This window comes from Salinactinospora qingdaonensis, assembly GCF_039539445.1.
GTDB lineage: Bacteria > Actinomycetota > Actinomycetes > Streptosporangiales > Streptosporangiaceae > Salinactinospora > Salinactinospora qingdaonensis.
Map to the genome: position 1 here is coordinate 36,196 of NZ_BAABDD010000022.1, position 25,234 is coordinate 61,429.

Annotated in this window: 22 protein-coding genes; 17 read left to right on the plus strand and 5 right to left on the minus strand. The window is 68.1% G+C overall.

The genetic code is table 11. The annotated features are described in order from the left end of the window. Positions 1 to 310: 310 nt before the first annotated feature. From ABD848_RS18845 to ABD848_RS18870, 6 genes are read left to right on the plus strand one after another with little or no spacing between them, the layout of a single operon-like run. Positions 311 to 1,720, plus strand: coding sequence for an extracellular solute-binding protein (locus ABD848_RS18845; RefSeq protein ID WP_344974150.1), 1,410 nt, complete (start codon positions 311 to 313; stop codon positions 1,718 to 1,720). Beyond that, entirely contained in the window at positions 1,720 to 2,730 is a 1,011-nt protein-coding gene (locus tag ABD848_RS18850; protein WP_344974152.1) for an ABC transporter permease, read from the plus strand. Before ABD848_RS18845 ends, ABD848_RS18850 begins: the two co-directional genes overlap by 1 nt. Continuing rightward, positions 2,727 to 3,701, plus strand: coding sequence for a carbohydrate ABC transporter permease (locus tag ABD848_RS18855; RefSeq protein ID WP_344974154.1), 975 nt, complete (start codon positions 2,727 to 2,729; stop codon positions 3,699 to 3,701). Before ABD848_RS18850 ends, ABD848_RS18855 begins: the two co-directional genes overlap by 4 nt. 41 nt (positions 3,702 to 3,742) lie before the next feature. Beyond that, positions 3,743 to 4,240, plus strand: a complete 498-nt coding sequence (locus tag ABD848_RS18860; protein WP_344974156.1) for a beta-galactosidase — start codon at positions 3,743 to 3,745, stop codon at positions 4,238 to 4,240. Further along, positions 4,237 to 6,594: a glycosyl hydrolase family 95 catalytic domain-containing protein gene (locus ABD848_RS18865; protein ID WP_344974158.1), complete on the plus strand. Its 2,358-nt coding sequence runs from the start codon at positions 4,237 to 4,239 to the stop codon at positions 6,592 to 6,594. Before ABD848_RS18860 ends, ABD848_RS18865 begins: the two co-directional genes overlap by 4 nt. A 37-nt stretch (positions 6,595 to 6,631) precedes the next feature. Then, complete coding sequence (locus tag ABD848_RS18870) at positions 6,632 to 7,327, plus strand: glycoside hydrolase family 12 protein (protein ID WP_344974160.1); 696 nt, start codon at positions 6,632 to 6,634, stop codon at positions 7,325 to 7,327. A 52-nt stretch (positions 7,328 to 7,379) separates the two neighbouring features. Here the strand turns inward: ABD848_RS18870 and ABD848_RS18875 are convergent, their stop codons facing one another. Further along, the gene (locus tag ABD848_RS18875) at positions 7,380 to 8,393 is read right to left on the minus strand and encodes a LacI family DNA-binding transcriptional regulator (protein WP_344974162.1); all 1,014 of its coding nucleotides are present in this window, start codon (positions 8,391 to 8,393) and stop codon (positions 7,380 to 7,382) included. Positions 8,394 to 9,027: 634 nt separating this feature from the next. On the opposite strand from ABD848_RS18875, the gene ABD848_RS18880 reads away from it, so the two are divergent. Further along, entirely contained in the window at positions 9,028 to 9,387 is a 360-nt protein-coding gene (locus ABD848_RS18880) for a hypothetical protein (RefSeq protein WP_344974165.1), read from the plus strand. A gap of 36 nt (positions 9,388 to 9,423) precedes the next feature. Here ABD848_RS18880 and ABD848_RS18885 read toward each other — a convergent pair whose 3' ends face one another. After that, positions 9,424 to 10,806 (minus strand): 6-phospho-beta-glucosidase, encoded by a 1,383-nt coding sequence (locus tag ABD848_RS18885; RefSeq protein ID WP_344974168.1) that lies wholly within the window; start codon positions 10,804 to 10,806, stop codon positions 9,424 to 9,426. A 471-nt stretch (positions 10,807 to 11,277) separates the two neighbouring features. Here ABD848_RS18885 and ABD848_RS18890 point away from each other — a divergent pair, with 471 nt between their 5' ends. Continuing rightward, the gene (locus ABD848_RS18890) at positions 11,278 to 12,438 is read left to right on the plus strand and encodes a carbohydrate kinase family protein (RefSeq protein WP_344974171.1); all 1,161 of its coding nucleotides are present in this window, start codon (positions 11,278 to 11,280) and stop codon (positions 12,436 to 12,438) included. A gap of 42 nt (positions 12,439 to 12,480) precedes the next feature. On the opposite strand, the gene ABD848_RS18895 is transcribed toward ABD848_RS18890, so the two are convergent. Further along, positions 12,481 to 13,350, minus strand: coding sequence for an exonuclease domain-containing protein (locus ABD848_RS18895; RefSeq protein ID WP_344974174.1), 870 nt, complete (start codon positions 13,348 to 13,350; stop codon positions 12,481 to 12,483). Between the two features lie 296 nt (positions 13,351 to 13,646). On the opposite strand from ABD848_RS18895, the gene ABD848_RS18900 reads away from it, so the two are divergent. Next, a complete protein-coding gene (locus ABD848_RS18900) occupies positions 13,647 to 13,859 on the plus strand; it encodes a hypothetical protein (RefSeq protein ID WP_344974177.1) in 213 nt (70 codons plus the stop codon). Positions 13,860 to 14,015: 156 nt separating this feature from the next. Further along, positions 14,016 to 14,390 (plus strand): hypothetical protein, encoded by a 375-nt coding sequence (locus ABD848_RS18905; protein ID WP_344974180.1) that lies wholly within the window; start codon positions 14,016 to 14,018, stop codon positions 14,388 to 14,390. Positions 14,391 to 14,475: 85 nt separating this feature from the next. Here ABD848_RS18905 and ABD848_RS18910 read toward each other — a convergent pair whose 3' ends face one another. Further along, positions 14,476 to 15,081, minus strand: coding sequence for a hypothetical protein (locus ABD848_RS18910; protein ID WP_344974184.1), 606 nt, complete (start codon positions 15,079 to 15,081; stop codon positions 14,476 to 14,478). 903 nt (positions 15,082 to 15,984) lie between these two features. Between ABD848_RS18910 and ABD848_RS18915 the strand changes: the two genes are divergently transcribed. Both ABD848_RS18915 and ABD848_RS18920 read left to right on the plus strand, forming a co-directional pair. Further along, positions 15,985 to 16,569, plus strand: coding sequence for a nuclease-related domain-containing protein (locus ABD848_RS18915; RefSeq protein ID WP_344974187.1), 585 nt, complete (start codon positions 15,985 to 15,987; stop codon positions 16,567 to 16,569). Positions 16,570 to 16,922: 353 nt separating this feature from the next. Then, positions 16,923 to 17,522, plus strand: a complete 600-nt coding sequence (locus tag ABD848_RS18920; protein WP_344974190.1) for an RNA polymerase sigma factor — start codon at positions 16,923 to 16,925, stop codon at positions 17,520 to 17,522. A gap of 87 nt (positions 17,523 to 17,609) precedes the next feature. Here the strand turns inward: ABD848_RS18920 and ABD848_RS18925 are convergent, their stop codons facing one another. Continuing rightward, positions 17,610 to 18,128: an inorganic diphosphatase gene (locus tag ABD848_RS18925; RefSeq protein ID WP_344974193.1), complete on the minus strand. Its 519-nt coding sequence runs from the start codon at positions 18,126 to 18,128 to the stop codon at positions 17,610 to 17,612. Between the two features lie 89 nt (positions 18,129 to 18,217). Between ABD848_RS18925 and dacB the strand changes: the two genes are divergently transcribed. The 5 genes from dacB to ftsH all read left to right on the plus strand — a co-directional run bounded on the left by dacB (position 18,218) and on the right by ftsH (position 25,230). Further along, complete coding sequence (gene dacB, locus ABD848_RS18930; RefSeq protein WP_344974196.1) at positions 18,218 to 19,600, plus strand: D-alanyl-D-alanine carboxypeptidase/D-alanyl-D-alanine endopeptidase; 1,383 nt, start codon at positions 18,218 to 18,220, stop codon at positions 19,598 to 19,600. 114 nt (positions 19,601 to 19,714) lie between these two features. Further along, the gene (locus tag ABD848_RS18935; protein WP_344974260.1) at positions 19,715 to 20,806 is read left to right on the plus strand and encodes a zinc-dependent metalloprotease; all 1,092 of its coding nucleotides are present in this window, start codon (positions 19,715 to 19,717) and stop codon (positions 20,804 to 20,806) included. A gap of 125 nt (positions 20,807 to 20,931) precedes the next feature. Beyond that, positions 20,932 to 21,909, plus strand: coding sequence for a tRNA lysidine(34) synthetase TilS (gene tilS / locus ABD848_RS18940; protein ID WP_344974199.1), 978 nt, complete (start codon positions 20,932 to 20,934; stop codon positions 21,907 to 21,909). 383 nt (positions 21,910 to 22,292) lie between these two features. Further along, on the plus strand, positions 22,293 to 22,847 hold the full coding sequence (gene hpt, locus ABD848_RS18945; protein ID WP_344974202.1) for a hypoxanthine phosphoribosyltransferase: 555 nt from the start codon (positions 22,293 to 22,295) through the stop codon (positions 22,845 to 22,847). Between the two features lie 304 nt (positions 22,848 to 23,151). Continuing rightward, complete coding sequence (ftsH, locus tag ABD848_RS18950) at positions 23,152 to 25,230, plus strand: ATP-dependent zinc metalloprotease FtsH (RefSeq protein WP_344974205.1); 2,079 nt, start codon at positions 23,152 to 23,154, stop codon at positions 25,228 to 25,230. Positions 25,231 to 25,234 lie beyond the last annotated feature (4 nt).

The following is a 25,234-nucleotide window of genomic DNA, read 5'->3' on the forward strand; positions in this document are numbered from 1 at the left end:
GTGCCCTGGCGCACCACGAAGGGTTGCCGCAGCAATGAAGAACACACCTCCCCGCGTGCCTACCGCTTTGAGCCGCAGATCGTTCCTGGGCGCGGTGACCGCAACAGCCGCTGTCACTGCGGCAAATCCGCTGCTCACGGCATGTTCCCCACCGTCGTCCTCCCCGAATTCGGGCGGGGTCGCCACCGGCGATGCCCTCCAGAAAGTGCTGCCCAACTACATCCCCCGAGACGTAGTCTCTCCCGATATCCCAGGTGTTGAGGGGTCCATTCCGGGCTTTACCCAATTCCCGGATAATCCGCTGACATCTGTGGAGGGCAAGCCCGGCAGCGGTGGTGAGTACACCGCGATGACTCCGGCGTGGTGGGCTATCCCACCTGGCCTGGGAAGCAACGAATATTTCCAGGCCGTCAACGAGGCTCTGGGCGCCACCATTGACTTCGAGGTCGCCGACGGCAACACCTACGCCGACAAGTTGCAGGCGGTACTGGCCTCCGATTCCATCCCCGACTGGGTGTGTATCCCCGGCTGGAACCTGCCGCCGCGCACATCTGAAGTGGTAGCGAACAAGTTCGCCGATCTCACCGATTTCCTCGCCGGTGACAAGATCGCCAAATACCCTAACCTCGCCAACATTCCCACCGATGCCTGGCGCTACGCCGTTTTCAACGGGAAGTTGAGCGCGTTGCCGTTCCCCTCCGAGCTGGTGGGCAACCCGATCTACTACCGCCGCGACCTGTTCGAGAAGCTCGGCGTCGAACCTCCCGGCAGCGCTCAGGAGTTCCTGGAGCTCGCCAAAGAGATCACCGACCCCGACAACAAGCGCTGGGCCTGCGACGACATGTGGACCACGGCCCAGACCATCTTCCACACCCCGCCCGATCGGCCCCACTACTGGAAACTCGTCGACGGCGAACTGGTCCACAAGGTCGAGACCGAGGAGTACATCGAGGCCCTGGAGTGGTGTCGCAAGCTCTACGAGGCCGGCGTGGTCCACCCCGACGCCGTCGCGGGCAAGACCGCCGACGCCAAGCAGCGCTTCGAGAGCGGCGAGACCCTCATCTACAACGACGGCACCGGCGCCTGGTACGAGGCGGTCAACCGCCAGGCCGAGTCCAACCCCGAGTTCGACATGCAGGCGATGGACTTCTTCGCCCCCGACGGTGGCCAGCCCCGGATTTGGGCCGCCGCGGCGGCCAGCCTGTACAGCTTCATCAGCAAGGAGAAGTCCACGGCCGAGATCGAGGAGCTGCTCGCCTTGGCCGACTTCATCGCCGCCCCCTTCGGCACCACCGAGCACCTGCTGATCAACTACGGCGTCGAGGGAGTCCACCACGAGCGCAACGCCGACGGCGCGCCCGAACTCACCGAGAAGGGCAGCACCGAGGTGACCCAGACCTACAGCTTCCTGGTGACCCCGCCTCGTGTCTACGCCAAGGTCGACCACCCGCAGCTTGTCAAGGATTACTGCGCTTGGTCCGCCCGCCAAGCCCCCCACGTCGAGAAACCCCTCTTCTACGGCATGCAGATCCAAGAGCCCACCCGCTACGCCACCCTCTTCACCCCCTTCGAGGACCTGCAAAAGGACGTCGTCCGGGGGCGCAGGAGCATCGCCGACGTCCGCGACGCCGTTGAGAACTGGCGCAAGCAAGGCGGAGACGAACTGCGCGGCTGGTACGCCGACCTGCTTGAAAAAACCGAAGAGAACAGCGGCAACTGATGAGCCTCGACGTGCGGAGCCGCCCCGACGAGTCCGCCTCCCAGCGTCCCCGCCGCGCCCGCCGCCGAACCGGCGGCGGCCGGCGGGAGACGCGCGGCGGCACCACCTGGCGCACCCGGCTGCGCCGGGATCGCCCACTGATCCTGATGACGCTGCCCTGCCTGGCGATCCTGCTGATCTTCAACTACGTGCCGATCCTGGGCAACGTCATCGCCTTCCAGAACTACTCGCCCTATGCCGGCGGCATCCTGGGTAGCGAGTTCGTCGGCTTCTACAACTTCCAGCGGATCTTCAGCGACCCCCGCTTCTGGGAGGTCGTCCTCAACACCCTGGCGATCAGCTTCTTCCAGTTGGTGTTCTTCTTTCCCATCCCCATCGCGCTGGCGCTGCTGCTCAACAGCATCCTCAGCCCCAAAGTCCGCACCGTGGTCCAAAGCGTGGTTTACCTGCCCCACTTCTTCTCGTGGGTGCTGGTCGTCACCATCTTCCAGCAGATGCTCGGCGGCGCCGGCCTCATCGCCCAACACCTGCGCGACCATGGCATCGAGGGTTTCGACCTCATGACCGACCCCGCCCTGTTCAAGGTGCTGGTCACCGCGCAGGTCGTCTGGAAGGACGCGGGCTGGGGCATCATCGTTTTCCTCGCTGCGCTCAGTTCGGTCAACCAGGGTCTCTACGAGGCGGCGGCCATCGACGGCGCCGGCCGATGGCGGCGGATGTGGCACATCACGCTGCCCGCCCTGCGGCCGGTGATCGCCCTGCTGCTCGTGCTGCGGCTGGGCGACGTGCTCACGGTCGGCTTCGAGCAGATCCTGCTGCAACGCGACGCGGTCGGCGCCGGTGCCTCCGAGGTACTCGACACCTACGTCTGGTACGTCGGCATCCAAAACGGCGACTTCTCTTACGCGGCAGCCGCAGGGCTGGTCAAGGGCGTGATCTCGCTGGGGATGGTGCTGTTGGCGAACAAGGCCGCCCACGCCTTGGGCGAGCAGGGGGTGTACCGAAAATGACGTCCGTCGTGGACACTGACTCCACCGCCGCGACCGAGTCCACTGGCGGCTCCGCCGGCGCGTCCCGGCCCCGCCACCCGCAGCGGCCGGTGTGGGAGGAGCCACCGGGGCGGGTCGCACAGGGGCTCAAGGGGGCCACGCTGGCCGTGGTCATCCTGGTCGTGCTGGGGCCGCTGTGGGTGGTCCTGGCCACCAGCCTCTCTGACGAGCAGACCATCACCGAGGCCGGCGGCCTGGTCATCATCCCTGACGGCATCACCTTCGACGCCTATTGGCGCGTCCTCAGCGGCGGCGTGGTCACCCGCGCCGTCCTCGTCAGCGTCGGGGTGACCGCGGTCGGCACCGCGATCTCGATGTTCGCCTCGGTGCTGTGCGCCTACGGGCTGTCGCGATCGGGCTCGTTCGGCCACCGCACGATCCTGTTCACGCTGCTGTTCACCATGCTGTTCCAGGCCGGCATGATCCCGACCTACCTGCTGGTCGACAGCCTGGGCATGCGCGACACCTACTGGGCGCTGATCCTGCCCACCGCCATCTCGGCCTTCAACATCCTGGTGCTGCGCGCCTTCTTCATGAACGTCGCCCCGGAGATGATCGAGAGCGCCCGCATCGACGGTGCGAGCGAACTGCGCATTCTGGTGCAGATCGTGCTGCCGGTTTCCAAAGCGGTGATCGCGGTCATCACGCTGTTCTACGCCGTGGGGTACTGGAGCTCCTGGTTCAACGCCATGCTCTACCTCGACCACGCCGACAAGTGGCCGTTGCAGCTCGTGCTGCGCTCCTATGTGCTCCAGCAGCAGTCACTCCCCAGCTCGGGGGCGACCAGCGGGATCGACGCCATGGGTCAGGTTCCCTCGCTGGCCATCCAGATGGCGGTCATGATCATCGCCGTCGTGCCGGTCCTGATCGTCTACCCCTTCGTCCAACGCCATTTCACCAAGGGAATGCTCACCGGCGCGATCAAGGGCTGACCGTGCCGTCCCACGACACCAGGCACAACCAGGAGAGATCCGTGCCCGACCGCAACGACCTCACCCGAGGGCGCATCCGCCACGGCGGTGACGACCACCCCGAACAGTGGCCAGGGCAGACCTGGCGCGACGACGCCCGCCCCATGCAGGGGGCCGGAACCACTCTCGCGACCATGGGCGTTTTTTCCTGGTCCCGGCGCGACCCCCGCTCCGGCGAGCGCGACGTCGCCTGGCGCGACACAGCTCGCGACCTGCCGCACACGGCCGGGAGCGGGGTGGGGGGCGGCGGGGCCGTCCTTTGCTTGCGGAAGCTGGTAGGGCCGGCCACCGGCCACGAGGGATGGCCGATAGACGATACGAGCCTGAACCGTGTCCCTGCGGACCCCGCCCCCTTCACCAGCTCGCTGTGGAGCGCGCAACGGGAGGGGCCCACCGCCGAGACCGTCACCACGAGCGCCGGCGGCGAGCCGACCGGTCCGCCCGCGCTCACCCGCGCCGCCGCTGTGGACCCCCTGCGGCTCGGGTGGGCAGAGCAGTGACGACAGCACCGCGTTGGCGGGGCAACTGGGACAATACCCCCGCGGCCCAGTGGGAGGACGCCTTCCTGACCGGCAATGGCCGCCACGGCGCCATGGTCTACGGTGATCCCTTCGACGAGCGTGTCGTCGTCAACCACCACACCCTGGTGCGTCCCAACGGTAGCCAGGGCCTGCGCCCTCCACACTTGGCGCCCTTCCTCGGCCGCATCCGCGACGTGCTCCTCGCCGACGCGACCTCCCCCAGTGTCGCTGAGGCGGTGAGTCACGCCATCGACGGCTGGGACCTGCGCTGGGTCCAACCCTTCCACCCGGCCTTCGCCATACGGGTACGCATCAGTGACACCGCCCAGGAGACCTCTCCCGACCCCGTGGCCGCCTACCGGCGCGAGGTCGACTACCGCACTGGGGTCGTCACCGCCCGCTGGCGGCGCGACGGCGGCGAGTGGCGCTCCGAGTGCTTTGTCTCCCGTGCCGACGACGTGGTCGTCTGGCGGCTCAGCGCACCCCCAGGATGTACGATCACCGCCTCCGTGACCCTCGATCCCCGCCTGCCCGGCATCCCCGAGCAGGTGGAACGCCTAGGTACGGCCACCAGCGCCCTGCTGCGGTTCGACGCGCGCCACCCCGGTGGCGGTGACGGCTACAGGGGACTGACCCGCCTGATCCCCACCGGTGGCCACGTCACTACCCGCACGGCCGCCGACACGGCCACCGAAGGCGCCGAAGATGCCGTGTTCGGCATGGCCCACGCCGAAGGCTGCACCCGCCTCACCCTGCTCACGCGGGTCGCGCGCCACACCCCGTGGCCTTGTGACAGCGAGCCGCCCCTAGCCTCTCTGGAATCGCTACCCGAATCCTTCGACGCCCTGCTCGTCCGCCACCTTCCCGCCCATCGTGACGCCTATGACCGGGTGAGCCTCGACCTTGGCGCGCCCCGGGAGGAGCGCGACCTGCCTGTGGCCACGCTGCTGGCTCGGCCGCAACGCCACCGGCTCGCCCTGCTGGAGCGCCTCTTCGACGCCGGCCGCTACCACCTGCTCAGCTCCTCGGGCATGTTCCCGCCCCGGCTGACGGGGATCTGGACCGGCGAGTGGGAAACCGCCTGGTCTGGGGCTTTTACGACCAACGCCAACCTCAACCTGCAACTCGCCTCTGCCGCCGTGGCCGCTCTGCCTGAAGTCTCCCTCGCCCACGCCCGGTTGGTGCTGGGCCAACTCGACGACTGGCGCTCCAACGCCCGGCTCCTGTTTGGCGCGCGCGGGGTCGTCGCCCCCACGCACACCGACGGTCACAGCGGCCACAGCTACCATTTCCAGCGCGCCTACCCACAACACCTGTGGGCCGCCGGCGCCGATTGGCTCCTCCACCCCCTCCTTGAGTACGTGCACACCACGGGCGACGATGCGTTTCTGCGCGACCGCCTGGCTCCGGTGCTGGCTGAGGTCGCCACCTTCTACGAGGACTTCCTCACTCCCATCGGGGACGGCGACCAGGTCGCCGCCGTGCCCTCCTACTCGCCGGAGAACCAGCCCGCCAACGGCTACAGTCCCGCCGCGGTCAACGCCACGATGGACGTTGTCGCCGCCCGCCACGCCCTGCTCACCGCCGCCGACGTGTGGCAGTCGGCCGACCCGGCGCGAGCCCAGGAGTGGCGCGCCCTCGCCGAGCGGCTGCCCGCGCTGCGGGTCAACAACGACGGTGCCCTCGCCGAATGGGCCTGGCCCGGCATCACCGACAACTACGACCACCGCCACCTCAGCCACCTCTACCCCGTCTGGCCCCTCGACGAGATCACCCCGCAGGACACGCCCCAGTTGGCGCGTGCGGCACACACGGCCTTGGTCAAGCGCGGCACCGAGAACGACTCCGCGCACGGTTACCTCCACACCGCTCTCGTCGCTGCGCGGCTGCACGATCCCGAACTCGTCGAGCGTCCACTAGCCGCGCTGCTGGCCGGTGACTTTTTCCACCGCAGCCTGATGAGTTCGCACTATCCCCAGCGCCACGTCTACAACGCCGATGCCGCCCACACGCTGCCGGCGATCCTGCTGGAGGCGCTCCTGCACTCCACGCCGGCCACCCACGAGCGTCCCGCCCGAGTCTTCCTGCTGCCGGCCGCGCCGGAATGGCTGTCCACAGGCACGCTGCGTGGGGCTCGCACCCGTAACCGCATCACCGTGGTCAAGCTCGCGTGGGATTTGGTCCAACGCCGCGTCTGGGTGGTGCTGTGCTCGGCGGTCGACCAGGAGGTGGAACTCTACACCGGAGCACCGCCCCCGCCGGCGGCCCCACCTGAACGGCTGTGGCTGCGCGCCGGTGAGGAGATCGCGCTCACCCGCGCGCTCGACGGCTGACTCCGGCCGTTGTATCCCCCGAAAGGAGAGTCCAACCGTGCACCCGAGGCTACGTTCGCTCATCCTCGCGCCCTTGATGACGCTCGCGTTGTTGGCGATGGTCGGCACCCCCGCCCACGCCGCCGCTTGGTCCTCCTCGGACCGGTGGGGAACCTGGACCGACCAGGGATACATCCTCTACAACAACGTCTGGGGCAGCGGGCACGGCTACCAGGGAATCTGGGCCAACTCCTACCACGAGTGGGGGGTCTATGCCGACCACCCCGACACCGGCGGCGTCAAGTCCTACCCCAACGTCACCTGGAACGTGGACCGGCGCATCAGCGAGATCACCGACCTCACCAGCAGCTTCGAGGTCGATGTCCCCAATGGTGGGGCCTACGCGACCTCCTACGACATCTGGGACGTCAACCACGATTACGAGATCATGCTGTGGATGAACCAGCACGGGCCGGTCGGCCCGCTCGGTTCCTACCAGACCACCACCTCGGTCGGCGGCCACACCTGGAACGTCTACCGCGGCTCCAACGGCGCCAACGAGGTCTTCTCGTTCATCCGCACCAGTGACACCTCCGCCGCCACCGTCGATATCGAGGCGGTCCTGGACTGGCTCGACAACGCCGGCTGGATGGGAGATGTCATCCTCGGCGACGTCCAGTTCGGCTACGAGATCACCTCCTCGGCCGGTGGCCTGGAGTTCGTCACCAACGACTACGCGGTGGCCGTGAACTGATCCCCCGGTTGACCATCGGGCGCGCGGCGGCCGACGTGAGGTGGGCTCACGGTCACCGCGTGCCCAGCACGGGCCCGGAGCTGGCGCGCTGGGTAAGGTGGGGCTCCAGCAGCGTCAACTCTTGGGGCGTTTCGCCGTCGATCTTGGCCATCACCAGTTCCACCGCCCGCTTGCCCATCTCCTGCGCCGGGATGGACACCGACGTGAGTTGCGGAGAGGACTGAAGGGCGACCTGTTCGGGGCAGATGGCCACCACGGACACGTCCTCAGGTACCGCCCGCCCGGTTTGCCACAGCAGGCTCAGCAGAGGCCCCACCGCTGCTTCGTTTTGCACCACCAACGCTGTGGTGCCGGGACGCTCACCGAAGATCCGCGTCAGCGTGCCCGCTGTCGACTCGTAGGTGCCCTCGCAGGGGCGGTGGATCACCTTGATGCCGCGCTCATCGGATCTGCGGCGCAACCCCTCCAAGGTACGTTCGGCAAAGCCGGTGTGGCGCTGATAGACCGAGGCGGCCTCCCCCACCACGGCGATCTCGCGGTGCCCGAGGTCGGCCAGATGGTCGGCGCACAGCGCACCGGTCGCCGTGAAATCCAAGTCGATGCAGGTGAGTCCGCTGGCGTCGGCGGGCAAGCCGATCAGGGCGGCGGGTCGGCCGACCTCCTTCAGCAGCGGGATCCGCTCGTCGTCGAGTTCGACGTCCATCAGGATCACAGCGTCGGCCAGGCCGCTGCCCGCCACTCGCCGTACGGCCGTGGGCCCTTCCACGTCGGTTAGGAGCAACACGTCATGGCCGAACTCCCGGGCGGTCGTAGAGACGGTGATCGCGATCTCCATCATCACCGGCACGTACATGTCGCTGCGTAGCGGTACCATCAGCGCGATGATGCTCGAACGGCTGCTGGCCAGGGCACGGGCCCCTGCGTTGGGGTGATAGCCAAGCTCTCGGATGCTGCGCCGCACGCGCTTGCGCGTCTTGTCGGAGATCGAACGTTTGCCGCTGAGGACGTACGACACCGTGCTGGCGGAAACACCGGCGTGCCGGGCGACCTCAGCGAGGGTGACCATGCGTGTTCTCCATCCGATCTATCGATTTCCCGGTTATTGGAAACGGGGGTGCTAGGAGGGGAAAAGTGTTCCGATAATAGGCGGCAGTAAACGTCGAAAAAGGACGACATTCTGACAATAGGTTGCTCGGCAGCGACTGTCCAGCAAATTATTGAAGCGCTTCAACGATAGTTTCGTAACTTTGAATCTCCGGCCGCTGTGACGAGCGTTTCCCGCTCTGCCGCCGTCGTGTCAACCTGGGTGATGAAGGCGGCGCACCACGTGTGTTCTCGCATGTCTCGCCGTTCGCTGGTCATGAGGGCCAACGCGCCGGTGTTTCCCGCTCGCGCTAGAACCGGAAATGCAGCCGTAGGACGTCGGGATGCGTAAGATACCCGATGGCCGGATTCGGCCCCGCCGCACAGGTGTCCCACCCGGAGAAGATGGGTAGCGCCCCTTATCCGGTAGCCGCGCGGTACTCGCCCCACCGGAAATGTCTCTGGTGACGGGGCCGGAGAAATCGCTGCGGCTGCTCGCCGCCGCGGGGGCCAGCTCTTATCGCCGCCGCGCCCCGCGGATGCGGTCGAGCCTCGACCCGCCCACCCCACCGGTTAATACAGGGCCTCCCTCCTCGGCAGGGCTAGTCTCAGAGGTTATGAGCCTGCTGCTGATGATGCTCGTGCTTCTGGGGGCGCTGTTCGTGATCGGCGCGGGGGCGGCGCTGGTCGCCTGGATCATCCGGCACATCCAAAGCGGGTCCGCCGCCGGCCACCCCCTCCCCTCACCCCAAGAAGAGACCGGGGTCGGCGGTTACACTCCACTGCCAGAGGCGCTGGCGACCACGCACGCACAGCCGGCTCCCCAGTTGCCCGACCAGACCCTCGCGCGGGTCCGCGAACTGCTGGCCCGCGGCAACAGCGCCGAGGCGGTGCGCGCCGTACGCGCCGATACGGGACTGGACGCCCACCGCGCCCAAGAGGCGGTAAGCCGCATCCGCGACGGCGACTCCTCCTAAACGCCGCCGCCACCGGTATCCGGTTGCGCTCGCGGGTCATGGCCGCGGTAGAACCTCGCTGAGATGGGGAAACGCCGCCAGGTAGCCCTCAAGCAGGGTTTGGGCGGCCGTCACCGAATCCACGAGCGGATGCTGAGCGAACGCGCGCAGCGCCGGCGTGCGCGACCCCTCCCGAACCGCCGCCATCACCTCGCGCTCGACCCCCTTGACCGCGCGCACCAGTGAGGTCTGGTGGTCGGTGAGCGTTCCAACCGCCAGCGGGCGCGCCCCCGTGGCGTCCACCAGACAGCCGACTTCGACGACGGCCTCGCTGTCCAGGCCGGCTATCGCCCCCCGGTTGGCCACGTTGACGATCAGCCGCGCCGGCTCGTCACGAGTGACCGCGCGCATCACCGCCAACGCCACTTCTTCGTAGCCGCCCCCGTCGAGGTCGGCCGCGTCGCGCTCGCCACCGCCCGCAGCCCGGCGGCTATCGGCCATATAGGTCGCTTCGCGCTCCAGGCGGGTCTGTTCCCACAACTCAAGGGCGCGATCTGGGGTTTCCAAGGCCGCGCGGTAGAAGCGGGTCTGCTGTTCAAGGAGCTGTTCCCCCCGCGTTTGCCCGCCCCCCGCCACGGTCTCGGCGATCGCCGCCTGGGCCTCGCGCGCCATGTAGTAGTAGTGCAGGTACTCGTTGGGCAGAGCGCCCAGCGCCCGCAGCCACGCCGCGCCGAACAGTCGCCCCTCCTCGAAGGAGGCGAGCGCGGTGTCATCGGCCAGCAGAGCGGGCAGGTAATCGTCGCCGGCCACGCGTAGCGCGCGCAGCCATCCCAGATGGTTCAGGCCCGCGTAGTCGAACTGGGCACGCCGTGGGTCCACGCCCAGGGCACGAGCGGCCCGGCGACCCAAGCCCACGGGGGAGTCGCAGATGCCGATGACGCGCTCGCCCAGAATCCGCGCCATCGCCTCTGTGACCAACCCCGCCGGGTTCGTGAAGTTGATCACCCACGCGCCCGGCGCGTGCTGGGCGATCGTGCGCGCCACGTGTTCGGCGACCGGCAGTGTGCGCAGTCCGTAGCTGATGCCTCCCGCGCCCACGGTCTCCTGGCCCAGCACGCCGCAATCCAGCGCCACGCGCTCATCGCGTACCCGCCCCGCCATCCCTTCCACCCGCACGGCGGAAAAGACGATGTCACAGCCGCGCAGTGCCGCGGTCAGGTCGGGCTGAGCCGCGAAGTCCACCCCGGGGGCGTCATGAGTGCGACGGTGGGCCTCGCGTTGGCGCTCGACCACCGCGCCGATCGCGCGCAGGCGCCGCTCGTCGCTGTCGTGGAGAACCACCTCGGTGATCGGAGACGTGTCGCGGAGCGTGTCCGCCAGCAGCGCTCGGTAGACGAGCGGGACTCGGAAGCCGCCGCCACCGAGGATCGTCAGCCGCACGCGCACCACCCTTTCACCCGTGGATCAAAGCCGTCTTCACGCTAACCCGCGCCACCGCCGCCCGACGCCCCCGCAGCCGCGGCCGGCGGGAACACATCCGAGTCGACAAAGCGGGTGGCCGACCGTGAACCGACACGCTTCGGGCCGGATGAACAGCGAGCAAGGCGACAGCGACGACTACTCCTGTCGGTGACGTTGGCTAGTCTGCACAGCAACCCACCGATCACCGCCAAGAACATCCTCAGCGCCGCAGGGTAGTGCGGTGCCAGCCGGGCCCCGCTGCGCGATCCTGGCGAAACTCGCGCAGTGAGGGCGAGAGACCTCGGGCAAGCCGGGCTGCGAAGCGGGGAACTAACGGGAACCCGTGAGGAAGTACCGCACCGACCAGCCCGAAAGCTGGTGGGAATCCCGCGGCGTCAGCCGCGGGGAAGGAAGTCGACAACTGGGATCGCGTTCGCGCAGGGAGCCACCATGGCCGCCACACACGGGGAGGGGACCGCCCCTGACAGCCCGGGACCGGAGTACATCGAACTCGAATCCACCCCACTGGTCGGGGAGCCACGCGATGTGCTCGCCGGTGCGCGCGAGCCCGACAGTCCCACGATCGATCTTGCGCTCAGTGGCACGGTCTTTTTCGACATCGTCCTCACCGGGCTCGCCGCTCCGCCCGCCAGTGGGACAGAGGTCGACGCCGAGGGGATGGGCTCCTGCCCGGGAGGGGTGGCCAACCTCGCGGTCGCCGCGTCCCGGCTGGGCTTGCGCACCGCGGTGTCGGCGGCGTTCGGCGAGGACGTCTACGGCGACTTCAGTTGGGAGACCCTGGCACATCAGGAGATGGTGGACCTGTCGGCGTCCCTGCGCGTGCCCGATTGGCACTCGCCGTTCACCGTCTCGCTGGCCTACCGTGGCGACCGCAGTATGGTCACCCACGAGCATCCCCCGCCCACCCCTTTGGAGGAGATGGCACAGCAGTTGCCCCACGCACGGGCGGCCTTCATCGGTCTCAGCGCCGAAGGCGACATACCCGACTGGGCCCTGAGCCAAAGCGCCCACGGCGCGATGCTCTTCGCCGACGTGGGATGGGACGTCACGCAGGAGTGGTCCAGTTCGGTCCTTCGCCAGTTGCGCCATTGCCACGCCTTCGTGCCCAACGCCATCGAGGCGATGTCCTACACCCGCACCGGAAGCCCCACGTCGGCGTTGGCCGCCTTAGCCGAGCACGTCCCGGTGGCCGTTGTCACCGACGGTCCCCGCGGGGCGCTGGCGGTCGACCAGACCACGGGGGAGAGCTCCGAAGTGGAAGGGCTGGTCATGGAGTCGATCGACACCACCGGCGCCGGGGACGTGTTCGGGGCCGCGTTCGTCGTAGGCACGCTCGCCGAGTGGCCCTTGGAGCAGCGCCTGCGTTTCGCGAACCTGTGCGCAGCGCTGTCGGTACAGCACACTGGCGGGTCGCTGTCCGCGCCGGGGTGGGCCGACATCGCCGCGTGGTGGGGCCGGTTGCACGCCGGCCACCGTGACACCGACCGCCGACTGCTCCGTGATTACGGTTTCCTCGCTGACCTCGTGCCGATGCCGTGGCTGCCCACTGAGCAGCGCCGCGCCAGTGCCACCATCGGGCTGCGCCACTGAGGCGGTTCCCGCTCCTGTCGCGCCGGGCCACGGCTGCGGGGACTACAGCAGTTCTCCAGGGGGAGCGGCGGCGACCAGGGGCCAGGTGCCGTCGATGACCGTGCCGTGACCGGGGCGGCGCTTGTCGAGCCATGCCTGCCGGTCGCGCGCGTATTCGTTGGCCCAGTCGATCTGTCGCTGGTGCAGCTCAGGCAGGGACAATACGGCCAGGTCGGGGTAGCGCGCCCCAATCTCTTGGGACAGGGCCAAGCATGCCGCCGCGTCGGCGAGGGCGGTGTGGGCGTCGCTGAGATCGACCCCGTAGTGAGAGCACATCGCGGCGAGGTTGCGCGGCCCCCGGCGGTAGCGGTCGATCCCCCGGTCCAGCACGAGCGGGTCGATGATGGGCGCCACGGGGCCGCCGATCCGTTCGGACAGGGAGGGCAGGCCGCGCCGCCATAGCTCATTGTCCAGCACGCCCAAATCGAACGGGGCGTTGAAGATGGCCAGCCCCTTGCCCGCGCTCAGGTGGGCGCTCAACACGTCGGCGATCTCGGTCAACGCCTGCTCGGCCGGGCTGCCCTCGGCGCGGGCGCGTTCGGTGCTGATGCCGTGGATGGCCACGGCCTCCTGCGGGATCTCCCGCTCACCTGGATCGACCAGCCAGGTGAGCGGTTCCCCGGTGTCGTCGACGATCGCGGCGGAGACCAGAAACGCCTCGCGCGGATCGTTTGAGGAGGTCTCACAGTCGTAGCCGGCCAGCTCGGCAGTGTGCCAGCCGGGGTGGTCGCCTCGTGTAGGGGGAGCGGGATGCGCCGGCGCGTGGTCGGCACAGTAGACTCGCCAGCGGTTTGAGTCCTTTACGGCCGCTCCCGCGGCCGCTGCGACCTTCATGCCACAGGTAGTGCAAAATCCTGCATAGCGGTTGCGCATGGGCTACCCCATTCTTTCGAGACCGTCGCAATCGTAACGGCGTGGTGTGACGTTACCGGCGGTTTTACGGGCCGCTGGTCGCGCGCCATGACGACGGCGCGCGGTGGGGCGGGCGGGAACGAAGGGGCGAGTTGCCGGCAGCGCCGGCGCGCGGTCGCAGGCGGGAATAGCGAGTGTTCACGGGGTAGAGGCTCCTGTAAACACCTGAGCCAGGAGTGTGCCGTAGGGGGCGATGGAGCCGGCGGGTGGCCACCGCGGTGTTGTGGACCGCTGTCAGTGCAGAAAAAGGGGAGACCATGAGCAGCTTGGACGAAGCGGCGCGCCAGCTTGAGCAGGCGATTCACGACGCCCGCGTGGCGTTCGACTGCATCGCCTTGGATGCGTTGGAACGGGCCCATACCAACGCGATCACCGCGCGTGCGGCGGTTGACGCCGCTGAGAACGTGATCCGCTCGGAGCTGGAGGCCCGCCAGGAGGAGTCCACCACCGAGGAGGACACCACCGGCTGAGCCGTCCCCGACGGCGCGACGTCGCCCTGCCCCCGGTGCCGTGACGGCGCCGGGGGCAGAGCGCGTGTGCCCGCGGGGGACGTTGCTCCCTGACAATCTGCCCCGTTTGCTGGCAGATGGTCGAACTTATATTCGAATAGTCGGTACCTTGGTGATATGTCGGATCAGGAGGTGTCCCGAGACTGGCCGGCGGGCGTGCATCCGCCCGGCGCGGAGTCGTTCGAGCAGACAGCTCTCGTCTGGTTGTTCGAGCAGGTCCCTGCGGATTACCGGCTGCACGGGGTGCTGCGCCGCCACCCGCTGGCCCTGGCGCGCCTCGCCCGTCTGCACGTCACCGCCTGCCTGGAAAACGCCCGGCAGGCTTACCGCACCACGCGCGCCGACCTGGGCGACTGGCTGCCCACGCACGCTGTGGACCAGGTCATGCGGGTCTACCTGACCGAGGGGCAGCGGCTGGCGGCCACGCTGCGCGCGGTCGAAGCGGTCGAGGCGGCCCTGCGCGCCTCCTACGCCGGTCCCCGGGGCTCGTGATGAGGCGGGCGCGGTGTGCGGCGTCGGGACTGTGGCGGGGCGTGGCCGCCTTTCTGGCCGGCCCGCGCCTTTGCCCAGCAACGGGTCAGACAGCGCTGACCCGCACCACCACGGCCGTCTCCGTGCCGGTGTTGACGAGTTGCCGTCCCTGGCCGCCGGCGAGGACCCGTGCCCGATCCGTCGCCAGGGCCCGTACCGCTCGCAGCGCCCCGCCGGCGCCCTCGGAGGGGGCGAGGGTGTCGATGACGTGGGTTCGGCCCCGTACCGCGTACACCACCTCGGCAGCAGGGACGCCATGGCCGCCCTCGGCTGCTAGAGAGACGAACTCTTCAGGGCGCAGGCGCACCGCTGTCACGCGCACGCCGTGGGGGACGCCGCGCCGCGCGCTCCGGGGAACCCGGTGCCAGTGCCCGAAGCGCCGTGGCCACATGGGGGGCCGAGCCAGTGCTTGGGCGGCGCTGCGGGCGAAAGTGGTGAGCCGCCCCACGGTGGGCGGGCCGGAGGAAGCGAGATGGGCGTAGCCACTCGTCGCGCCGGCCATGGCGATGTCGCCAATGCTGGCCAGCGAACCGGCCGCTCCTTCGTCAGGGTCCGTCTCGGTCGAAGGGGCGGAGTCGAGCGGCCGGTCGGGAACCAGGGTCACGGTGCCGCCGTGGCGTGGCTTTGTCGAGACAGCGGTGTCATGAGACACGGGTAACCGTCCTTCACAGGGATTGAGGTGCGCTACTGGTGAGAGACAGGCGTTACACGACCGCGCGCAACTGCGGCCCTCGTCCTGGCTCCACGGCCGGGGTGGCGACACGGGAGGCAGGTGAGACGGCAGATGGTGCCGGAGAGCAGGCGCGGGGCGAAGAAGTCGCCTCGGGCGTGGCGCCGTCGTTCGGTCAGAGTCCGCTTAGCGACAACACGAAGGACGGCAACACAGCGCACCGGTCACGCGGGACAGGCCAACGTCGGGTGTGGCGGCCATGACCGGTCGGACCAGGTGAGTGCGCTGGTGCATAGCGTCAAGCAGACCAATCCGGGGCCGGTGTTGTCAAACTGCTCTGGTCAATTCGGAGTGTTGCGGGGAAGTGCCGATGGCGATCGGTGGTGTCACGATTTTTCGCTTCTTGCGACTTGGTTGTTCCCAAGGGTGATGATTGTGGTGCTCACGGTGCCCGTCGCCGCGCAATGGCTTGAGCGGCGCGGGGCCGACACTCCGCTCACCTTCTCTAGTAGCCGGAATTAGCAATATGAACGGTCCGGATTTTGGCGAAAACATTGCGCTGCCGCGGCTGCCGGTGATGGCATAACGGCAAGGCCGCGGTGGCGGCACAGGGTGGAGCGAGCACTTGACTAGTTGCGTGAGACGAACGGCGGCAAAGCGCCCCCCACCCCCCGCGGACACGACAAGCGAGGTGCCGGGGCTTGGCCCCACCAAGAGTCGCCCGGGCCCGCCGGGGCGATGGGTGCCGGGGCCGGCGTGGGACGCAGAAGACCGGGACCAACGCCCCAGAACAGGGTGCCCGGAGGTGACCAGTGGGGGGAGGGCGGACCGATTCGCTCGGGCAGGAACGGGCCCGCCGCCACGCCCGAGGCCACGGAGGCGAGAGTGGTCAAGCTGATCGTGCGCACCGTGGTGGTCGCCGCTGCCGGGATCATGGCCTGGGGTTTTCTTGGACGGCAGGCGGGTGTCCTCGTGGCCGGACTGGTCGCGCTGAGCTACCTTCTCCTCAGTGCGGCACCACGTATGCGCGCGCCTTGGGGGCGTGGACGGCTGCTGCGCACCCTCCAGCGCCGGGGCTACCACATCGTCGCCGACGGGACGGCGCGCCATCTCGCGGTGGGGCCGAGCGGGATCTACCTGTTGGAGACGCGGGCCTGGCGCTACGCAGTCTCGCGTCCCGGGGGCCGCTGGCGCATCGGAGCCACCCCCGCCGCGCACGTCGTCGACCAGCTCACCGCGCACGCGGCGCTGCTAGAGCACTCCTTGGGGCTGGCCAACACCTGGCCCGGTGTATCGGTCGTGCCGGTACTCGCGGTTGTGGGGCGGCTTCCCGAACCCGTGATGCGTTCGGGAAACGTGGTGCTCGCACGCGGCCGAACGGCACTCGATCACATTCTCGCCAGCCCTGAGATTCTTTCCGCCGAGGAAGTGTCTGCGATCACTGCCAGGGCTGATCAGCGGCTACCGTGAGCCGGGTTTCCCGGCCCCACCTTCCACGGGGATCGCGCGGCGGCCGGCGAGTGGCACCGCGAAAAGGTGGCGTGGCCTCTCAGCGCCGAAAACACCGTGAATTTCCTCGTCACAGCAGTCTCATGCGGCACTATAAGAGTTGAGATACAGACTGGGGGCTGCCACAGGAGCGACAAATTGTGAATTGCTTTCACGACGGGTAGTTGCGGCTCTGCTATTTTCAGCTTATTTTGTCCTGTTTGGCTTTTTCTGTGGGATGTATTATGACATGATGGCTCATGCTCGTGTCGTATTAGTGGCAGATCCGTGTAGTGAGCGGTGACCGTGGCCGGGGAGACCGTGCGACCGTGATCATGACCGACCGTGAGTTAGCCAAGGCCCTGCGCTCGCCCAGCGTTTCCCCCACCCGGGCCTGCGGGCGCCTCTTCGACGTCTACGGCGAGGAGCTGTACCAGCGCTGCCTGGCCCGCCTGCGCGATCCCGACGTCGCCCAGACCGCGCTGCGCGACACCTTCGTCGTCGCCTACTCCCATATCCACCATCTCCCCGACCCCTGCCAATTGCGCGACTGGCTCGTCGCTTTGGCCGACGCCGAGTGCGAACGCCATCGTCCCACCATCGAGGCCGCCGAGGTCCTCAGCCCGCCCGCCCAACTCGCCGCAGGGGGCTCCTCCCTGCTCCGACTGCGGGTGCTCAGCGGGATCACCGCTCCCGAACTGGCCGGCTACCGTGCCCACGTCGCCCGGCGCGCCGCGCGGTTCGGCCGTGACGGCTTTCCCCTCGCGGCAGGGCAGCGTCCGCGGGCCCGCCCCAGTTCCTACGTGCTGCCCGGACTCGTGGTCGCCTTCTGCGCGGTGGTGCTCGTGACGTTCGTCCTCATCGAGCTGGCCGGCCTCGGCCCCACCCCACTGTCGGCCCTGATCGGCTCGCCCGGTCCACTGCGTCCCACCTAAGTGCCGCCACCCTGCTGCGCGTGGTCCGGTGCCAACGGCGCGCACCGGACCACGAACGCCTGCGGAGACCTCGCCCAGCCGAGTCCGCTAGTCGAATTTGATGTGCGCGGCGTCGCCGTGCACTCCGCCCTCGGAGCCCCGCTTGACCGAGGCCCGGATCTCCTCTTCGGCGTGGTGGCGCCCCACCCAGGTGGCACCCTCGACCGATTTTCCGGGTTCGAGATCCTTGTAGACGGTGAAGAAGTGCTGGATTTCCAGCCGCTCGAACTCGTTGACGTGGTGAATGTCACGCAGGTGTTCCATGCGCGGATCGGTGGAGGGCACGCACAGTACCTTGTCGTCCCCGCCGGCCTCATCCCGCATCCGGAACATGCCGACGGCGCGGCACCGGATGAGGCACCCGGGAAACGTAGGGTGCTTAAGCAGCACCAGTGCGTCCAATGGGTCCCCGTCATCGCCGAGGGTGCCCTCGATGAATCCGTAGTCGGCGGGGTAGCTCGTCGAGGTGAACAGCATCCGATCCAGCCGGATACGGCCGGTGTCGTGGTCCATCTCGTACTTGTTGCGTTCGCCTTTAGGGATCTCGATCGTGACGTCGAATTCCATGCTGTTCTCGGTTCCCCTTACGACTACGACTAGTGTCGCTACATCAGTTAACAGCTTCTCGCGATGCCGAAGGAAGGCAGGTACCGGGGGTGCGGCACGACCGGTTGTGGGCGCTGCTCACGGTGGCTCTACTCAACATATTCGCGCTGACCGTGGGTTTGGTCGTTCGCGATGTCATCGCGTCTCGGCCACCGGAGCCCCTCGCTCATCCCGTTGTGCGGGCTGAGGAGGCTCCCGCCCCGATGGCGTCCGGTGGGGTTCCCGTCGATCCCGGATTACTCGCCGACACGCTCGATGATCGCATGAGCAGTTCCGGTCTCGGCGACGACCTCTACGCTTATGTCGCCGACGCCGAGACGGCGACCTCCCTGTTCGCCCAGCAACAGCAGGAGGGCGCGGTGCCCGCCTCGACCACCAAGCTCGTCACGGCGGTGGCGGTCTTGCACGCCGCGGACACTGACGAGCGGCTCGCCACCACGGTCGTCCAAGGCGCCGATCCCGGCCGGCTCATCCTGGTCGGCGGCGGCGACCCGACGCTGACAGAGACGGCCGACGCCCGAGGCGCCTCCTACCCTCGCCTGGCCACGCTCTCGGACCTGGCCGCCGCCACCGCCGCCCGGTTGCGCGAGTCCGGGGTCGACAGTGTGACGCTGGGCTACGACAGCACGCACTACACCGGCTCCACCACCGCCCCCGGCTGGAAGCCCGGATACGTCTACGAGGGCAGCGTCTCCACCGTGCACGCCCTCATGATCGACGGCGGCCGGGTGGACAAGGAACGGGCGTATAGCCAACGCTTCGACGACCCGCCTCAGGCCGCCGCGGAGGCATTCGCCCGACAATTGGAGGCCGCGGGCATCAGTGTCGAGGGCGAGCCGGCCCCCGCCGAGGCCGCTGCCGAGGCCGCAACCATCGCTACGGTCGAGTCGCCCACCATCGCAGCGCTCGTGGAGAAAATGCTGCTGGAGAGCGAGAACAACATCGCCGAAGCGCTCGCCCACCACGTCGCGGTGACCAAGGGCATGCAGCCCTCCTTCGAGGGAGCCGAGGCGGCCGTGGCCGAGGTCATGACCGACTTGGGGATCGAGGGGGTCCACGTCGAAGACGGTTCCGGGCTGTCGGTGAACAACCGCATCACCCCCAAGGCTTTGGTCGAGCTGCTGCTGTTGGCCGCCGACCCCCAACACCCCGAGCTGCACTACGTCCTCAGCGGGCTGCCCACCGCCCACTTCACCGGCACCCTCGACGACCGCTACGCCCCTGACAGCGACGCCGCCCCCGCCGCCGGACTGGTGCGCGCCAAAACCGGCACCCTCAATGGGGTGAGCACGCTGGCGGGCCTGGCCTACGACGCTGAGGGGCGGCTCCTGGCGTTCGCCTTCATGGCCAACGCCGAAGGCGCCAGCATCGCCGAACTAGCTCAAGACCTCGACACCTTCGCCGCCACGATCGCCCGGTGCGACTGCTCATAGGCCCCGTCTGGAACGGCCCTGGCCGCCCCCTCAGGGGTTCCCCTGAAGAAACCCCCGGAATCTTCGGTGGTCCCGGCGTAGTCACGGATGAGTGGGTACTGTGAAGACGTGAGTTTGATCGACTGGGACGTGGCCGTCAATACCGGTGTCCGTCTCGTACGCCCTGGCCCGCAGGTGGAGCTCTCCGAAGCGCGCGAAGCCGTCACGCAGCTTCGGGAGCTTTCCGTCACGGCGCAGCGCCACGTGCGCGAGTTCACCGGCATGAACAGTCTTGAGCCGGCCGGGCCGGCGGTCGTCGTCGACCGTCCCGGGTGGATCAAGGCCAATGTCGACGGGTTCCGCGTCGTGCTGGAGCCCATCATCGACCGTCTTGCCTCCGGGCGCACAAGCGACTCCACCGCAGCCGCCATCACCAGTGCGGTGGGTTCGCGGGTCACCGGCGCCCAACTCGGCGCCGTGCTCGCCTATCTCGCCGGCCGCGTGTTGGGGCAGTACGAGCTGTTTTTGCCTCCCGATCCGCAGGGCAACGCCCCCACCGGGCGGTTGACCCTGGTCGCCCCCAACATCGTGCAGGCCGAACGCGAGCTCGACGTCGATCCGCACGACTTCAGGCTGTGGGTGTGCCTCCATGAGGAGACCCACCGCACCCAGTTCACCTCTTCGCCTTGGCTGCGCGACTACGTGCAGGAGCAGATGCGCGAGTTCCTGCTCGCCTCCGAACTCGACGCCGGCGCGTTCATCGACCGGCTCCGCGCAGCGGGGGAAGCCGTGGCCGACGTGGTCCGCGGCGGCGAGGCCAATCTCATCGACGCCTTCCAGACACCGCAGCAAAGCGAGATCCTCGACCGGGTCACAGCCGTCATGACACTGGCGGAGGGCCACGGTGACTACGTCATGGACGCCGTGGGGCCCGGCGTGGTGCCCACCGTCGCCGAGATCCGCCGCCGCTTCCAGCGTCGCCGCGAGGGCGCCAACCGCCTCGACCGGGTGATCCGGCAACTGCTCGGTCTCGACCTGAAGATGAAACAGTACGAGGAAGGCGCCGCCTTCGTCCGTACCGTCATCGCCGAGGTCGGCATGGCCGATTTCAATCGCGTGTGGGAGTCGCAGGAGAGCCTGCCCACGATGGACGAGATCCGCAGCCCTGAGAAGTGGATCGAGCGAGTGCTGCGGCCCACGCCTCAGTTGCCCGCGGGCGAGGAGTAGCTCCGAAGACGGCCTCGACCGTAGCGCCACCCCGTTGCCGCCCGGCGCGCTCGGGGTGAGGCCGGCCTGGTGCCATCGGCGCCTACGGTGGTCACGACGGCGCCGAAAACCAGCGGGAGGCGAGCATGGGTGGACCACCCGCGGCGCTGGCCAGTGTGCGCTCGGCCGTGCGGCGGGCCCTGACGCAACCACCGGTGGTGCGCGCCGGCGCTTTGGTCCTGGTCGCGTGCAGTGGCGGCCCCGATTCGCTCGCCCTCGCCGGGGCGACGGCGTTTGTCGCCCCGCGGCTGGGGCTGCGGGCCGGCGGGGTCACCGTCGATCACGCGTTACAGGAGGGCTCGGACCGTCAAGCCGCCCAGACCGCTGCGACATTGCGCGCGTTGGGCCTGGAACCGGTCGAGACGGTCGCGGTGCGCGTTACCGCCGGCGGTGGCCCCGAGGGGGCTGCGCGTAAGGCCCGCTACGCCGCGCTGGAACGGGTCGCCGCCCAACACGGCGCCGCCGCGGTCCTGCTCGGCCACACCCTCGATGATCAGGCTGAGACGGTACTGTTGCGGCTGGCCCGCGGGTCGGGGGCGCGCTCGCTGGCCGGAATGGCGCCGCGCAGCGGCCACTACCTGCGCCCCCTGCTCGGTCTCGACCGCTCCACCGTGCACGCGGCTGCCGCGGCCATGGAGCTACAGCCCTGGCACGATCCGCACAACACCGACCCCGTCTATGCGCGCTCGCGGGTGCGCGACGAGGCCCTCCCCACCCTGGAGTGCACCCTCGGTCCCGGCATCGCCGCGGCGCTGGCGCGCACGGCCCGCCTGTTGCACGACGACGCAGACGCGCTGGACGCTTGGGCGGACCGCGCCGAGCAGGAGGCTGCGGTGAGCGGTGGGCTGTCTACGGCGGTGCTCGCCGAGTTGCCACGCGCTGTGCGCACGCGGGTGCTGCGTCGCGCGGCGCTGGGCGCCGGCTGTCCGGCCGGCGCGTTGCGCGCCAGTCATGTCGACGAACTGGAGCGCTTGGTCACTGCATGGCGTGGCCAAACCCACGTCGACCTCCCCGGTGGCCTGCGGGGGCGCCGCTCCGGTGAGCTGATCACCTTCAGTGTCTAGGTTCTATTGTGCGAACGGCTGGGGTGTGGGGGTGTTCTTCGTTGGCTCGTGCCTCGATCGCGCCGTGATCTCACCCGCCTGCTGGGGTGACAGCGGACGCGCGTACCTGCTCCTCCCGCCCGCTCTCGCCGCTTCTCCAAAAACAGAACCTGGGCGGCTCCGCCCTCGCTCGCGCCGCCGTGGCGCGCGAGAGCCCGGCGGAGACAGCAGGGTCATGACACCGCTGCCCCGACGCCGGCCAGTCTGGCGGCGGGGTACGACAAACCGGTGCGGCTTCTGGTTTCGGTAGCGCGCTCGTGCGGTGAGTGGTTCGTCCGTTTATCCTGATTGCCGTTTCGGTCATAACGAGTTCAACGAGCTGAGCAGCGAGGATCACGACCAGCGTGGAAGCGAAAGATATGGGCGACGACCTTGAGAAGGTTCTCGTCACCGAAGAGCAGATCAAGGCCAGACACGAGGAACTCGCCGCCGAGATCGACGCCGATTACGCTGGGCGCGATCTGCTGCTCGTCGGTGTTCTCAAAGGCGCGGTGATGGTCATGGCCGATCTCGCCCGCTGGCTGCACCACCCCTGCGAGATGGACTGGATGGCGGTGTCCTCCTACGGGGCTGGGACGACCTCCTCGGGCGTGGTACGCATCCTCAAAGACCTCGACATCGACATCAAAGATCGCAACGTTCTCATCGTCGAGGACGTCATCGACTCCGGCCTCACCCTGTCGTGGCTGGTCAACAACCTCAAGTCGCGCGGGCCGGCCTCGGTGGAGATCTACACGATGGTGCGTAAGGCCCTGGCGTTCAAGGTCGACCTGGCGGTGAAGTACGTGGGGTTCGACCTGCCCGATGAGTTCATCGTCGGCTACGGCCTCGATTACGCCGAAAAGTACCGCAACCTGTCCTTCATCGGTACCCTCGCGCCGCATGTGTACAACCGTTGACGATCGGTCAAGACGCGGCTGGCATCCCCGGCAGTATGGCCACCGCTAGCCCCGTGCATTGGGAACAATAGAGTCGCTTGTGAACGTTGCTGTCATGACGGCTCACCGTTGTTCGCGGGCCGCCGATCGAGTGCGGCGATCTGCGGCAGGGGTGTACCGTCGATTATCCCGACAGCATTACAGGGAGCACATGTCCGATAGGTCCCGCCTTCTGGTGGTCATGGGGCACGTTGTGGATGCCTCCGGCCCCTGGGAGGGGGCGCCGCCTGGTCAGGAGGGACGGACCCAGCAGGGTTCCGCATAGATGAATCTGAAGCGTTTGTACCGTGGGCCGTGGCTCTGGCTTGCCGCCATCGCCCTCATGATCATTGTTTTTACCCAGTTCACGGGTTGGGGCTCGGGGGACGACCACACTAAGGCCGACACGTCTAAAGTCTCCACCCTGATCCAGCAGGATCAGGTCAAAGACGCGCGCATCATCGACAAAGAGCAGCGCATCGAGCTGACGACGACCGATGGTGACAAGTATGAGTCCTTCTGGGTCGGGGGCCAAGGCGAGGAGTTCGCCACTGAGCTCCAGTCCAACTTGGACAGTGGCAACCTTGAGGCCTACGACGTCGAGGTGCCCCAGGACAACATCTTCGTGTCCGTGCTGTTCACCTTCCTTCCGATCCTGCTCATCGTTGGTCTGTTCCTGTTTTTGATGAACCAGATGCAGGGCGGCGGCTCGCGGGTGATGAACTTCGGCAAGTCCAAGGCCAAGCTGATCACCAAGGACACCCCCAAGAGCACCTTCGTCGACGTCGCCGGTGCCGACGAGGCCATTGAGGAACTGCAAGAGATCAAGGAGTTCTTGCAGAACCCGGCCAAGTTCCAGCAGATGGGCGCCAAGATCCCCAAGGGTGTGCTCCTCTACGGCCCGCCCGGTACCGGTAAGACCCTGCTGGCGCGCGCCGTCGCAGGCGAGGCCGGCGTGCCCTTCTACTCGATCTCGGGTTCGGACTTCGTCGAGATGTTCGTCGGTGTTGGCGCCTCCCGGGTGCGTGACCTGTTCGAGCAAGCCAAAGCGAACTCGCCGGCGATCATCTTCGTCGACGAGATCGACGCCGTGGGCCGTCACCGCGGCGCCGGCTTGGGCGGCGGCCATGACGAGCGCGAGCAGACGCTTAACCAGATGCTGGTGGAGATGGACGGCTTCGACGTCAACAGCGGTGTGATCCTCATCGCTGCGACGAACCGGCCCGACATCCTCGACCCGGCGCTGCTGCGCCCCGGCCGGTTCGACCGGCAGATCGTCATCGACCCGCCCGACTTGGAGGGGCGCAAGGGCATCCTGGCCGTCCACGCCAAGGGCAAGCCCATCGCCCCCGACGTCGACATGGACGTCATCGCCCGTCGCACCCCCGGCTTCACCGGCGCCGACCTGGCCAACGTCATCAACGAGTCGGCGCTGCTCTCGGCGCGTGCCGGCAACAACCTGGTCGACATGCGCACTCTGGAGGAGGCCATTGACCGCGTCATGGCCGGTCCCGAGCGCAAGACGCGGGTGATGTCGGACGACGAGAAGAAGATGATCGCCTACCACGAGGGCGGGCACGCACTCGTGGCCCACGCGCTCCCCAACTCCGACCCCGTGCACAAGGTCACGATTCTTCCCCGCGGTCGGGCATTGGGCTACACCATGACCCTGCCGACCGAGGACAAGTTCCTCACCACGCGCTCGGAGATGATGGACCAGCTCGCCATGATGCTCGGTGGCCGTACCGCCGAAGAGATGGTGTTCCACGAGCCCACTACCGGCGCCGCCAACGACATCGACAAGGCCACCTCGCTGGCCCGCAAGATGATCACCGAGTACGGCATGAGCGAGCGTCTCGGCGCGCGCAAGTTCGGCGACGGCAGTTCCGAGCCGTTCGTCGGACGCGAGATGTCGCACAGCCGCGACTACTCCGAAGAGATCGCCTCCATCGTCGACGAGGAGGTGCGCAGTCTCATCGAGTCGGCTCACGACGAAGCGTGGGAGATCCTGGTCGAGTACCGTCAGGTGCTCGACGAGCTGGTCCTGGGCCTGCTCGACCGCGAGACCCTGTCCAAGGAGGAGGTCCTGGAGATCTTCTCCCCCGTGCGCAAACGGGCCTCTCGCGGTTCCTACAAGGGGTATGGCAAGCGTCAGCCCTCCGACAAGCCGCCGGTCATGACCCCCCAGGAGCTGGCGCTGCTGAGCCCACAGGATGTCGAAGAGTTGACCAGTGGCAACGGTCACTCCGCCTGGTCGCCACAGTCGTCGTGGAACCAGGGGAGCCAGGGGGCCGAACGTGGCCGTGGCTCCGATGACTCCTCCGGGGGAGCTGGGGCGGGCTCTGGCACCGAGGACAGAGGTTGAGCAC

What these genes read in the sequence shown, in the direction of transcription:
- ABD848_RS18850 (WP_344974152.1), top strand. Translation starts at nt 1,720, where the DNA reads ATGAGCCTCGACGTGCGGAGCCGCCCCGACGAGTCCGCCTCCCAGCGT.
- ABD848_RS18855 (WP_344974154.1), top strand. Translation starts at nt 2,727, where the DNA reads ATGACGTCCGTCGTGGACACTGACTCCACCGCCGCGACCGAGTCCACT.
- ABD848_RS18875 (WP_344974162.1), bottom strand. Translation starts at nt 8,393, where the DNA reads ATGGTCACCCTCGCTGAGGTCGCCCGGCACGCCGGTGTTTCCGCCAGC.
- ABD848_RS18880 (WP_344974165.1), top strand. Translation starts at nt 9,028, where the DNA reads ATGAGCCTGCTGCTGATGATGCTCGTGCTTCTGGGGGCGCTGTTCGTG.
- ABD848_RS18890 (WP_344974171.1), top strand. Translation starts at nt 11,278, where the DNA reads ATGGCCGCCACACACGGGGAGGGGACCGCCCCTGACAGCCCGGGACCG.
- ABD848_RS18895 (WP_344974174.1), bottom strand. Translation starts at nt 13,350, where the DNA reads ATGCGCAACCGCTATGCAGGATTTTGCACTACCTGTGGCATGAAGGTC.
- ABD848_RS18900 (WP_344974177.1), top strand. Translation starts at nt 13,647, where the DNA reads ATGAGCAGCTTGGACGAAGCGGCGCGCCAGCTTGAGCAGGCGATTCAC.
- ABD848_RS18905 (WP_344974180.1), top strand. Translation starts at nt 14,016, where the DNA reads ATGTCGGATCAGGAGGTGTCCCGAGACTGGCCGGCGGGCGTGCATCCG.
- ABD848_RS18920 (WP_344974190.1), top strand. Translation starts at nt 16,923, where the DNA reads ATGACCGACCGTGAGTTAGCCAAGGCCCTGCGCTCGCCCAGCGTTTCC.
- ABD848_RS18925 (WP_344974193.1), bottom strand. Translation starts at nt 18,128, where the DNA reads ATGGAATTCGACGTCACGATCGAGATCCCTAAAGGCGAACGCAACAAG.
- tilS (WP_344974199.1), top strand. Translation starts at nt 20,932, where the DNA reads ATGGGTGGACCACCCGCGGCGCTGGCCAGTGTGCGCTCGGCCGTGCGG.
- ftsH (WP_344974205.1), top strand. Translation starts at nt 23,152, where the DNA reads ATGAATCTGAAGCGTTTGTACCGTGGGCCGTGGCTCTGGCTTGCCGCC.